This is a genomic window from Streptomyces sp. NPDC005485 (assembly GCF_040606085.1).
GTDB lineage: Bacteria > Actinomycetota > Actinomycetes > Streptomycetales > Streptomycetaceae > Streptomyces.
The window spans coordinates 1-10,835 of record NZ_JBEXDZ010000234.1 but is presented as its reverse complement, the minus strand read 5'-3'; the positions used below and the strand labels follow the sequence as shown (position 1 = coordinate 10,835).

At 70.9% G+C, this 10,835-nt stretch carries 13 protein-coding genes; 5 read left to right on the top strand and 8 right to left on the bottom strand.

Features of this window, described 5'->3' with window-relative positions:
* Positions 1-1,302: diacylglycerol kinase family protein (locus ABZS97_RS41460; RefSeq protein ID WP_356148077.1), on the top strand; the 1,302-nt coding region annotated here is incomplete at its 5' end.
* A 213-nt stretch (positions 1,303-1,515) separates the two neighbouring features.
* On the opposite strand, the gene ABZS97_RS41455 is transcribed toward ABZS97_RS41460, so the two are convergent.
* Positions 1,516-2,376, bottom strand: a complete 861-nt coding sequence (locus ABZS97_RS41455; protein ID WP_356148086.1) for an RNA polymerase sigma factor SigF — start codon at positions 2,374-2,376, stop codon at positions 1,516-1,518.
* Between the two features lie 319 nt (positions 2,377-2,695).
* Here ABZS97_RS41455 and ABZS97_RS41450 point away from each other — a divergent pair, with 319 nt between their 5' ends.
* Complete coding sequence (locus ABZS97_RS41450; RefSeq protein WP_356148074.1) at positions 2,696-3,184, top strand: ATP-binding protein; 489 nt, start codon at positions 2,696-2,698, stop codon at positions 3,182-3,184.
* A gap of 88 nt (positions 3,185-3,272) precedes the next feature.
* Entirely contained in the window at positions 3,273-3,638 is a 366-nt protein-coding gene (locus ABZS97_RS41445; protein WP_356148071.1) for a PRC-barrel domain containing protein, read from the top strand.
* A 38-nt stretch (positions 3,639-3,676) separates the two neighbouring features.
* Here ABZS97_RS41445 and ABZS97_RS41440 read toward each other — a convergent pair whose 3' ends face one another.
* The gene (locus tag ABZS97_RS41440) at positions 3,677-4,114 is read right to left on the bottom strand and encodes an ATP-binding protein (RefSeq protein WP_356148064.1); all 438 of its coding nucleotides are present in this window, start codon (positions 4,112-4,114) and stop codon (positions 3,677-3,679) included.
* A 316-nt stretch (positions 4,115-4,430) separates the two neighbouring features.
* On the opposite strand from ABZS97_RS41440, the gene ABZS97_RS41435 reads away from it, so the two are divergent.
* Positions 4,431-4,925 carry a MarR family transcriptional regulator gene (locus tag ABZS97_RS41435; protein ID WP_356148058.1) on the top strand — a complete coding sequence of 165 codons (495 nt, stop codon included), beginning with the start codon at positions 4,431-4,433 and terminating at the stop codon, positions 4,923-4,925.
* On the opposite strand, the gene ABZS97_RS41430 is transcribed toward ABZS97_RS41435, so the two are convergent.
* From ABZS97_RS41430 to ABZS97_RS41405, 6 genes are all read right to left on the bottom strand, one after another.
* Positions 4,919-6,661: a SpoIIE family protein phosphatase gene (locus ABZS97_RS41430; RefSeq protein WP_356148055.1), complete on the bottom strand. Its 1,743-nt coding sequence runs from the start codon at positions 6,659-6,661 to the stop codon at positions 4,919-4,921. The genes ABZS97_RS41435 and ABZS97_RS41430 overlap by 7 nt on opposite strands.
* Complete coding sequence (locus tag ABZS97_RS41425) at positions 6,658-7,731, bottom strand: ATP-binding SpoIIE family protein phosphatase (RefSeq protein WP_356148050.1); 1,074 nt, start codon at positions 7,729-7,731, stop codon at positions 6,658-6,660. The genes ABZS97_RS41430 and ABZS97_RS41425 overlap by 4 nt, the downstream gene beginning before the upstream one ends.
* Positions 7,728-8,123 carry an anti-sigma regulatory factor gene (locus tag ABZS97_RS41420; RefSeq protein WP_356148083.1) on the bottom strand — a complete coding sequence of 132 codons (396 nt, stop codon included), beginning with the start codon at positions 8,121-8,123 and terminating at the stop codon, positions 7,728-7,730. The genes ABZS97_RS41425 and ABZS97_RS41420 overlap by 4 nt, the downstream gene beginning before the upstream one ends.
* Positions 8,124-8,170: 47 nt before the next feature.
* Complete coding sequence (locus ABZS97_RS41415) at positions 8,171-8,590, bottom strand: STAS domain-containing protein (protein ID WP_356148046.1); 420 nt, start codon at positions 8,588-8,590, stop codon at positions 8,171-8,173.
* Positions 8,587-9,504 (bottom strand): STAS domain-containing protein, encoded by a 918-nt coding sequence (locus tag ABZS97_RS41410; RefSeq protein ID WP_356148041.1) that lies wholly within the window; start codon positions 9,502-9,504, stop codon positions 8,587-8,589. Before ABZS97_RS41410 ends, ABZS97_RS41415 begins: the two co-directional genes overlap by 4 nt.
* A 303-nt stretch (positions 9,505-9,807) precedes the next feature.
* Entirely contained in the window at positions 9,808-10,224 is a 417-nt protein-coding gene (locus ABZS97_RS41405; RefSeq protein ID WP_356148037.1) for an STAS domain-containing protein, read from the bottom strand.
* A 330-nt stretch (positions 10,225-10,554) separates the two neighbouring features.
* Between ABZS97_RS41405 and ABZS97_RS41400 the strand changes: the two genes are divergently transcribed.
* Positions 10,555-10,728, top strand: a complete 174-nt coding sequence (locus ABZS97_RS41400; protein ID WP_356148030.1) for a CsbD family protein — start codon at positions 10,555-10,557, stop codon at positions 10,726-10,728.
* Positions 10,729-10,835 lie beyond the last annotated feature (107 nt).

Here is a 10,835-nt window from a genome sequence, read left to right as displayed (position 1 = left end):
GGCGCCACCGGGCAGCGGACCGCCCGCAGGGCGGCGCTGCGCGGCATCGGCGCCGTGGCCATCGCATCGGCGGTGACCCGCACCCTCACGAGCCCCACCGCGAGCCGGGCACAGCCCGTGCGCCCCGCCGGGTACGCCGCGTCGGCCGCCGCCTTCGCCGCGGGCGTCCTCCTGGAGGCGCCCCGGTACGGCCTTGCGGTGGCCCCGGCCGCCGCGGCACTGACTGCGGCCCGCATACGATCCGGTGTCCGTCCTCCCGGCGACGTGGCGGTCGGAACCGCGATCGGCATTGGCGCCGCCGCGCTGACCGCTCGGTGGTGGCCGGTCAAACCGGAGACGGCGGCCGCCGCGGCGCCGCCCCGACGGCCCGCGCCCGCACTGCCCGACGGCGACGGCCTCCATGTCGTCGTCAACCCGTCGTCCGGCGTCTCGTGGAGCGCCGACGCGGACGACCCCATGGCCCGGTTGCGCGCCCTGCTCCCCAAAGCGGAGGTCGAGGTGCCGGCCGAGGGCCAGGACCTGCCGGAACTGCTCGAACGGGCCGCGCGGCAGGCCAAGAAGGAGGGCGGCGCGCTCGGCGCGTGCGGCGGCGACGGCACGATCAACGCCGCGACGGACGTGGCCGCACGGTACGGCGTGCCGCTCGCGGTGTTTCCCGGCGGCACCTTCAACCACTTCGCAGTGGACCTCGGAAACCAGACTCCGGAGGACGTCGCGCGAGCCGTCCGGGACGGAGACGCGATCGTCGCCGACGTCGGCCGGGCACGCGCTCCGGACGGCTCCGAGCAGCTGTTCCTCAACACGTTCAGCCTGGGCGTCTACTCCGAACTGGTCCGCGCCCGGGGACAGTTGGAGAAGCGGATCGGCAAGTGGCCCGCCCTCGTTGTCGGACTGGTGCGGGTGCTCGCAAAGGGCAGCCCCGTCAGCGTCCGCGTGAACGGCCGGTCCAGGCGCCTTTGGCTGCTGTTCGCGGGCAACGGCATCTACCACCCGGCCGGCTTCGCCCCCACGTACCGCACCCAGCTCGACGACGGTCTGCTCGACGTGCGTGCCGTCGACGGCGGCACCCCACTGGCCCGGACCCGGCTGCTGCTCGCGGTGCTCACCGGCACGCTGCACAACTCGCGCGTCCTGACCACCGCACAGGTCCGCAGCCTCCGCCTCGACGTCCTGGACGGCGACCCACGGTTCGCCTACGACGGCGAGGTGACCGCGACGCCCGCGCCCCGGCTCGTCCTCGACAAGCGGACCCGGGCGGTGACGCTGTACCGCCCCTCGGAGAAGGACCAGTGGCTGCGCTGAGGAGGCAGACCCGACCGAGGGGTGTGGATCTTACGAGGTTCTGACGTTGCCCGGAATCACGTGCGCCTCGCACGCCTCTCAGGGCAGTCTGGTTGCGTCGGCCGGTCGATGCGGCCGGCGGATGTTGCCACGGTGTTAGGGAAAGCGGCCGCCGCGGCCTGACGCCCCGGACGAGGAGTCCGGGGCGTCACGCGTGGCCGCGATCCGGAGCGCTCAGGCGCTTTCGACCCGTTGCATGTCGGCGAGCATGCCGTCACGCAGCTGTTCGATGATCCGCTTGATCAGCCGCGAGACATGCATCTGGGAGCACCCCAGCCGTTCGCCGATGTCCGCCTGCGTGGCTTCCTCGACGAACCGCAGGTGGATGATCCGCCGGTCGCGTTCGCCCAGCTCCGCGACCAGGGGAGCGAGGGTGTGGAAGTCCTCGACCAGGCGCATGCCGTCGTCCTCCTCGCCGATGAAGTCCGCGAGTGCGGCCTCCCCCTCCTGGTCCGCGGACAGCGTGGCGTCCAGGGAGGCGGAGGTGTAGCCGTTGGCGGCGATCTGCGCCTCCGTCACCTCGTCCTCGGACAGGTTCATCAGGGTGGCGAGTTCGGCGGTGCTGGGCTCGCGGTCCAGACGGCTGGACAACTCCTCGCGGGCCTTGGCCAGTTCGACGCGGAGTTCCTGGAGGCGGCGCGGTACGTGAACCGCCCAGGTGGTGTCACGGAAGAAGCGCTTGATCTCGCCGACGATGTACGGCACCGCGAAGGAGGTGAACTCGACCTCGCGTGAGATCTCGAACCGGTCGATGGCCTTGATGAGGCCGATCATGCCGACCTGGACGATGTCCTCCATGTCGTCCCCGCGATTGCGGAAGCGGCCCGCGGCGAACCGCACCAGCGACATGTTCATCTCGATGAGGGTGTTGCGGGCGTACTGGAACTCCTCGGTTCCTTCTTCGAGTTCGCTCAGCCGCTGGAAGAACCGGCGGGACAGCTCCCGCGCGTCACGAGGTGCCACCGCTCGGGGATTCACTACATCGGGGAGCGGGTCCTTGCCTGTCACGGTCCGGGTCTCCTCGTCGTTGACCATTGACCAGCTCATGGCGGTGTCCACTCCCTTTCCGACGGAACTCTCAGTTCGGGTTGTTGGGCGTCGTGCAGGCATCGTGGTTCGGCGGATACCCGGAAATCGCTCACTCATGTGCATCCGCGCGCGGAACTCACGTACAGGCGAGCTCTGTTGAGTGCGTCACGGCCAGGTCAGCACCTCCGCCGCCGCTCCGCAGATGTGGAAGCGGAGAAGGAAGTCGAGCGATCGGTGGTCATACTGCGGGAGTCGGCGGGTAGCCGGAAGGTATAGCGATCTACGCAGAAAGCACCCAAATCTTCCGAGTTAGGCATATCGCGCCATGAGCATCCCACTCAGGCAGTACGGAGCCGATGACCGGGCGCCGGACGGGCGCACTCCGCGGCGTTGCCGCGTCCTGTGGGACCGCGGTGCCGCATCCCCGGCAGAGGGGCGCAGGGCGGCGTCGGGTTTCCTGTCCGAGCTTCAGAAGTCAGGCCATGCGGCCCTGCCGGACCGGGTCGTCGGCGACGTCCGGCTGGTGGTCAGTGAACTCGTCACCAACGCGCTGCGGCACGCACCGGGCGCCTGCGCCCTCCAGGTCGACCTGTCCCGGGACGGCCGGGCGGTGCGCGTCGCCGTCCAGGATCCGTCCTCCCGCGCGCCCAGGATCCAGCCGCCGGACGCGCGCCGGATCGGCGGCCACGGACTGGAGCTCGTCCGCGCCGTCAGCCGGTCCGTCACTGTGCGACCCTCTCCGTACGGCAAGCAGGTCACCGCCGAGATCGCCCTCTCGCAGCCCACCGACACCGATGCCGCGCCCGGCCAGTGACGGGTGTGCGGACGCCGATTCGGGATATGTGGGGGACAACCGCGAAGGAGTCCGCGGCGAAGGCACGTGACGGACGGGAGAGCACGTCGTGAGCATCGACAGACCATGGTCCTTCGCCCCGCAGAGCGGTCACACGGAGGGCCAGTCCCTCACCGGGTTCACGGTCGAGGCGACCGACGGGACGATCGGCCAGGTGGACCGGCACGCCGACGAGGCGGGAATGCGGCACCTGGTCGTCGACACGGGGATCTGGGTCTTCGGCAAGAGCGTGCTGATTCCGGCGGGCATCGTCACGGGGATCGACGCACAGGCGCGCAGGATCACCCTCTCGTGCAGCAAGGAGGCAGTGAAGAAGGCTCCCCCTTTCCGGACGGACAGCGAGACGCGGGACCCCGCGTACCTGAGCCGAGTCGCCGCGTACTACCGAGGGCTGCCGCGGGACCGGGCCGTGTGAGTCGCAAGATCGCCGCAGCTCTTCTCGCGTCGCTCGCCTCACCAGGGCAGGAAGGCGTGGACGTCCTTGCCGTCGGGGCGGACGACCACGCTCACCTGGGTGCACAGCGCGTGGACGAGGTGCCAGCCGACACCACCGCCGCCCTTGCCCGGGCTGAAGGGCCGCGGCGCGGGACGCGTCGTGCTGGTGTCGTGCAGTGTCACGTGGACGCCGTCGAAAGTGGGACGCATGTGCAGGGTGAAGGGACCTGGGGCGTACTGGACGGCGTTGGCGGCCAGCTCGTTGACCACCAGCAGGACGTCGTACCAGGAATCCGGGCTCGTGGGCGGCGAGGCGCGCGCCATCGCGCCCAGGAACCCCTCCGCGGCCAGGCGTGCCTGCGTCACGTGCCGTAGCGCACCGCCGAAGGCTGCGCTGAGGCTTCCTACTTCCTCTTCGGCCGACAACGCGTCCTCCTGACGCGGATCGGTGGACATCTGGCCGTTCCTCCGCTCTCGTACGGATGGATCCTCGTCGCTTGCCCCGAGCGTGCTGCTTGGTCGTCGAGTGCCCGATGCGCCGCAGGCGATACACGGGAAGCCGGGAGAGAAGCGCGACGATTCCGTGAAAAGGGGGCCGTGGGTGGCGTGCGGTCCGGCTCTTCGGGTAGGGCGCGGACCAGATCCACCCCGCCTGCACGTTTCACAAGGAGGAGAGCTGTCTGTGAGCTGCCGCTGTGGCCCCGAGCCCGCGCCCGAGTCGGACCAGGCACCTGAGGGCATGCGCACGGACCGGGGAAGCGCATGGTGAGCCGTGCGCGGTGAGGAGAACGGGAGCGGCGCGGCCGCTTCGGCTGTCTGCCCCGAGGAGGTGGCCCGGCAGGTGGCGGACGCGGTGGAACGTCTCGTGACGTTGTGGACCGCGGCGGCCGAGGCCGTCAGCCCACGCTTGTCCCCCCACCAGTTGAAGGCCCTCAAGGCCGTGTGGCACCGGTCGGAACTCAATCTCACGGCGCTGGCGGAGATCCTCGGGATCGCGCTGCCCGCGGCCAGCCGGCTGTGCGACCGGCTGGAGGCCGCGGGCCTGCTGCAACGGATGTCGCATCCCGGCAACCGGCGGGAACTGCAGTTGCGGGTCACCCCGTGCGGACGGCGCGTGCTGCTGGAGGTCGCGGAGCGCAGATCGGTGAGCCTCGCGGACGTCCTCGCCGCAATGACCCCGGCGCAGCGCACCTCGCTCGAGAACGGACTGCACGCCTTCCAGCGGGCCCACCGGACAGCGGAAGCCCAGGCCGGCACCGCTCAGTGAGCCGGCGGCTCCGCTGCGCTGTCGATGTGGCAGAGCAGCAGGCACACGTCGTCGTCGCGTTCCGAATCACGCAGCATCGGTTCGAGGATGCGGTCCGCGGAGCCGTTCAAATCCTCGTTGAGGTCCTTGGAGCGCAGGGCGGCGAGGGCCGAGCCGAGGCGTGAGATACCCGGGTCGATGCCGTGGGCGCGCCTTTCGACCAGTCCGTCCGTGTACAGGGCGAGCGTGGAGCCGGCCGGCATCCGCACGGTGTGGTCGCCGATGTCCTGTTGCAGCGGGATCCCGAGCATGGCACCCGGCTTGGCGTTCAGCGAGCGTACCCGCCCCTCGGGTGTGCGCAGCACCGGCGGGGGATGCCCGGCGGCGGCCCAGGTCACGGTCGGCTCGCCCGGCCGGAAGCGGGCGATCACCGCTGTCGCGTACAGGTCCGGGTGGAGTTGGTGGAGGAAGAGGTGCAGCCGGGTCAGCAACTGGCCGGGGCTGCCGCCGTCGACGGCGTAGGCACGCAGTGCCGTGCGCAGCTGGCTCATCATCACGGCCGCGTGCAGACCGTGCCCCGTGACGTCGCCGATGACGGTGATCAGGCTTCCGTCGGGCTGGCGGAAGGCGTCGTACCAGTCTCCGCCGATGTTGAGACCGTGCGTGGCCGGGAGGTAGCGGGCGGCCAGCTGCAGCCCGGGTGTGGTCGGCAGTTCGGTCAGCAGGGCGCGCTGCAGGGTCTCGGCGATGTAGCTGCTGTGTTCGAAACGCTGGGCGTTGTCGATCGCGATTCCGGCCCGGCGGGCCAGTTCGATCAGCATCACGGCGTCGTCGGGATCCCACCGCTCGCCCGGTGGCATGAGCGTCATCACGCCCACGGCAGGGCGGCCGACGGGCAGCGGGATGCAGAGCAGCGGCCGGGTCGGCTGCAGGGCCGAGGGCGGTGCGTCGTCCACGCCGGGCAGGCCGCCGGGGTGGTCGGCGGCGTACTGCGGGCGGCCCGTGCGGGCGGCGACAACAGCCGCGGCGGGCCGGGGCGTGGGCCGGGGATGCGTGTCCTCGTCGGTGAAAAGCCATACGTCGACGCTCCGGGCGTATCCCGGAGTGAGCAGTTGCGGCAGCCGGCGCAGGATCTCCGCGTGGTTGAGGGACGAGGTGAGGATCGCGCTGGCGTCGGCCAGGAAGGTCAGCCTGCGCCGTGCGTTCTCCGCCTCCCTGCGGGTCTCCCGCTCGGCGGCGTACAGCGCGCGCTGGGCCTCTCCGGCCGCATCCAGCTCCGCGTGCAGCGCGAGGACGCCCTGGTTCGTCTGGTGGAGTTCCTCGCGGTGGAAGGCGACGAGTGCCTCCTGCTCGGAGAGTTTCTCCATGACGCGGGCGGTGTCGTCGTCGGCGCCGAAGAGAGCCTCGGCCAGGGTCGGCGCGTCGGACGCCACCTGGGCGACGGCGTCGCGGTCGCCGGGTTCGGTGAGGTCGACGGCGGCCCGCCAGGCCGGCTGGTCGGCGGGCGCGTTGTCGGGGCCCGGAAGCACGGTGATCTCCAGCCGGCCGTGTTCCGTCCCGCTCGGCGGGGCGCTGGTCTCCAGGGTCAGCTGCCAGGTGCCGCCCTTGGTCAGGCACTGCCGCAACTGCGTGGTCAGGGCGGTGACCAGGCGGGTGCGGTCGAGCACGGGCACGCCGTGGGCGGCGGCGATCCGCGCGACCGCGATCCGCACCCGAGCGGCGTCGGTGATGGTGCTCAGGCACCAGGTCCGGGTCATGGTCGTCGGTCCGGCAGGGTGGGGGACAGCACCACCACGGTGGTGTCGTCGCGTACGGGAAGGGCGGAACTGCTGGAGTCGCGCACGATGGCGGCGGCCGTCACCGCGGGGTCCGGCGAGCCGTGCGGCACGGCGTCAGGCGGGACCCAGCGACCGGGCAGGCCGTCGCTGTGCAGGACGAGGAGGCTGTCGGGTGCCCACGGCACCTGCAGGTGGGGCACCCGCGCCGGACGATGGGCGCCGACTATCCCCGGGTGGGACAGCAGTGCCCGCCAGGTGTCGCCGGTGCGCAGCCGGGCACCGATGTTCCCGATGCCGCTGAAGGAGAGGCTCCGCTCGGCGAGGTCGAGTTGAGCTACGGCGACGGCGGCACCGCGGGTGTCCCGCAGCGCGGTGTGCAGCTGTGCGAGCAGCTCCGGAGGTGAAAGGTGTGCGGAGCGGTGCAGCTCGCGTACGGCGGCGTCCGAGGCGAGGGCGGCGGCGGGACCGTGGCCCAGACCGTCGGCGACGAGCAGGGTGAGGCGATCGGCGCCGGGTACCCACGCCCAGGCGTCGCCCGACACCTCGGCCCCGGCGAAGGGGATGTTGACGCCGCCGGCCCGGACCGGGAGGCCGGTGTGCGCGTCGTGGCGGGGAACCTTGATGCTGCGCGCCCCGTGGACCCGGGCCAGCGCGACGGTGCCCCGGCCGGGCGAGCTGTGCAGTTCGAACTCGTCGGCGATCCGCCTGCACGTGCCGAGTCCCGCCCCCAGCGAGGACGCGGTCGAGTAGCCGTCCCCCAGCGCGGCCGCCGGATCGACGATTCCGGGACCGTGGTCGAGTGCCACGATCTGGACGACGGAAATCCGCCCGGCTGGCGCCGGCCCGAGGTACGCGTCGACGACGTCGATGAGTATCTGGCCGCCGCCCGCGTGCTTGAGCAGGTTGGTGGCGAGTTCGGTGGCGACCAGCGCCGCGTCGGCCGTGCGCTCCTCGTCGAGTCCGATGTGCCCCGCGGCGGACTCCACGGCCACTCGCACGTCCCGTACGCGGGTCGAGTCGTGCACCGGTACGTCCCAGACGTGGGTCATCGCCTCTCCTCTCGTGCGTGCGGCAGGCCGCCGACCCAACAGATGACGGTGACCGAGGTGCCCGCCCGCGGCCTGCTGTCGATGGAGAACTCGTGCACCAGCCGCCGCGCACCGCCCAGTCCCAGCCCGAGCCCACCGCCCGAGGTGTAGCCGTCGCGCAGCGCCTGCTCGATGTCGGCGATCCCCGGCCCTTCGTCGCTGAACGTGAGACGAAGCCCCCGGGAGCGACCGATTTCCAGGGGAGTGCACTCGACCTGACCTCCCCCGCCATGGACCAGGGTATTGCGCGCGAGCTCGCTGGCGGCGGTGACCAGTTTGGTCTGGTCCACCAGTCCGAAACCGAGCTCGGCGGCCGCCTGCCGCACGTGTTGCCGTACCCATGCCAGATCCATGTCCGACCGGATCGGCAGGCATACGGCGACGCGCCCCGATGTCTCCGTCACAGGCTCTCCCGGCGTCCGGAAGCGTGCGGCAGGTGCGAGGTCGGCTCCGCCAGCAGCCCCAGGGCATGGTCGGTGTCGAGCGCCGTGCGCAGCCCCGGCAGGGTGAGACCCAGTTCGACCAGGGTGAGGGCGACAGCGGGCCGCATTCCGGCCACGACCGTCCGCGCGGCCAGCAGGCCGGCGGTCGCGGCGATCTCCGCGAAGACCCGGCCGAGGAAGGAGTCGACGATCGCCACGCCGGACACGTCGATGACGACGCCCGTGACATGGCTGCGCGTGATGGCCTCGCCGATGTCCTGCTGAAGCTGTTCGGCGGCATGGTCGTGCAGTTCGCCCTGAAGCGTGACGAGCAGGACGTCGCCGAGTTTGAGCACGGGCACATGCGCGCCGGACGGGCCGGGGACATCGCCGATCACCGCTGGATCCCGCCGGCGGTCTGATCGACGATCACGGCGCCCTGCCGGTGCAGGGCGTGGCCGAGCGCGTCGGCGAGACTCGCGCGGGTGACGACCGAGCCCAGGTCGATCCCGAGATGGACGATGGTCTGGGCGATCGCGGGACGTATCCCCGACACGATGCACTCGGCCCCCATGAGGCGCGCCGCCGCGACCGTCTTCATCAGATGCTGCGCCACCAGGGAGTCGACGGTCGGTACGCCGGTGATGTCCAGGATGACGAAACGGGCCTGCTGGGCGACCACTGCGTCCAGCAGGCTCTCCATCACCACCTGACTGCGGGCGCTGTCGAGCGTGCCGATCAGCGGGACGGCGACGATCCCCGTCCACAACTTGATGACGGGTGTGGTCACTTCGAGCAGTTGCAGCCGCTGCCGTTCGATGAGCTGCTCGTCGGAGCTGAGCGTCGTCTCCAGCACGACCAGCCGCAGCGTACCGAGGAGAACGGTGAGGGAGACCAGCGATGCGCACAGGTCCTCGCGCCGCGCGTCGGCGAGGTCGGCGCTCAGGAGTTCCGTGATCGAGGGCCGCAGCGCCGCCACTTCGTGGGCGATCCGCTCGGACGTGGCGCCCGCGCGGCCCCGCGCGGCCGCCGTGCGCGCCAACTGCTCCCGTACCGTGGCGAAGCCGGGCGCGCCCGGATCCTCGATGCGGTCGGACATCGCCACCGCGGCGAGCGCCTCCACCACGGCGCGGGCCGCTTCCAGCGCCTCGTCGCGCGACACCGTGAAGACCGTGCGGAACAGCGCCTCGTCCGCCCATCGTTGGGCGATCTGCTCACAGCGGCGCCGCAGGAACGCGCCGACCGCCTGTGCGGACGTCCCGTGATGTGCCAAGGCCGCCTGATCCGTCACGTGCTCTTCTCCTTCGCGCATAGCCTTTTCGTCCGCAGCCTTCTCCGACTTCACGTCGAGCCCGCCAGGCGCGCGCGTGCGTTGCGCCGGCATCGCGCCCTGCGGTTTCGTCGCCCTGCCCGACCTCGGCCCTGTCGAAGCGGTCGCCGAAGATCGTGCAGGCGGGCTCCAGTTGGGCGCTCAGCGGGTACGTGGGCCGGGATCAGGAGCGGCCCGTGCATCGGGCGTCCATCACTTTGTTGTCCCACGACCACAGTTGTCAAACGGCAAGTGTTCGCCCCCAGGAGACCCGTTCCCCTCGTGCAAAAAAGCCGCCCCGGATCCCTACTGCCGGCCCGGCACCTTCTCTGTTGCGCCCTCCTGCGGCTCACGCTCCGGCGCCTGACCGGTCGCGATGAGCGCGTCCTCGGAGGTCTCCGAGGACGGCACGGTGAGGGTCACTCCGGTGAGGTCGAGAATGCGCTGCACGGCCGGTGCGGGGCTGATCAGACGGACGCTGCCGCCGACCCTGCGGGCCTCCTGGTAGGCCTTGAGGATGATGTTGATGCCGGACGAGTCCATGAAGGGGACCTCGGACAGATCCAGCAGAAGGTGGCGACGGCCGTGCACCATCTGGTTGGCAAGGTGGTGGTGGAGTTCCGTAGCCGTGTCGACGTCCAGGAATCCCTTGACACCGACCAATACGACGTCCTCCCGGGGAACCGTCACATCGATGGCCAGGGGAGCTTTTTCCGTCGGCACAATGTCCTCCACTAAAGGCTGCTGATGAAGTTCGACTACCCGTCGGCAGGCGCCCGATGCCCGCGGACGTGCGTCCCGCGTGAGCAACCTCTCGCGGTCCCGGGGCGCCGACCGGCAGCGAGCACGGCCCGATTACCCGCCGAACGGCCGGTCACACGTAGGAAGAGCCGCCACGGCAGACGTCACACTCCGGTGGTCGAAGGACCGCGTCGAACCGGCCGGGCGAGCGAGAAGGGAAAAGGTCATCGAATATCGCGTTTGTGTGGGGCTTGGGAGGTCACCCGACGCAGGAGAACGCATAGTCGATGACAGCTGGGAGTGTGAATAGCTGTGGCTGGCGACCAGAAGGCCAAGGCAATGAAGGAACAGGCCGAGGGCAAGGCCAAGGAAGCAGCGGGCCGCACCGTGGGCAACGAGCGGATGACCGCCGAGGGTCACGCGAAGCAGAAGAAGGGCGACCTGCGTCAGGCGAAGGAGAAGGGCAAGGACGCCCTGCGCGACTGACCGACACCACTGACGATCCGAAGGGTGTGACCTGACCCGTCGCCGTCGGGACAGTCCGGCCGGGCCCTCCGCTTCCCCGAGTCCGGAGTGAGGCGGGGGCGTTCGAG

What these genes read in the sequence shown, in the direction of transcription:
- ABZS97_RS41430 (WP_356148055.1), bottom strand. Translation starts at nt 6,661, where the DNA reads ATGACCCGGACCTGGTGCCTGAGCACCATCACCGACGCCGCTCGGGTG.
- ABZS97_RS41455 (WP_356148086.1), bottom strand. Translation starts at nt 2,376, where the DNA reads ATGGTCAACGACGAGGAGACCCGGACCGTGACAGGCAAGGACCCGCTC.
- ABZS97_RS41450 (WP_356148074.1), top strand. Translation starts at nt 2,696, where the DNA reads ATGAGCATCCCACTCAGGCAGTACGGAGCCGATGACCGGGCGCCGGAC.
- ABZS97_RS41420 (WP_356148083.1), bottom strand. Translation starts at nt 8,123, where the DNA reads ATGGATCTGGCATGGGTACGGCAACACGTGCGGCAGGCGGCCGCCGAG.
- ABZS97_RS41425 (WP_356148050.1), bottom strand. Translation starts at nt 7,731, where the DNA reads ATGACCCACGTCTGGGACGTACCGGTGCACGACTCGACCCGCGTACGG.
- ABZS97_RS41440 (WP_356148064.1), bottom strand. Translation starts at nt 4,114, where the DNA reads ATGTCCACCGATCCGCGTCAGGAGGACGCGTTGTCGGCCGAAGAGGAA.
- ABZS97_RS41410 (WP_356148041.1), bottom strand. Translation starts at nt 9,504, where the DNA reads ATGCGCGAAGGAGAAGAGCACGTGACGGATCAGGCGGCCTTGGCACAT.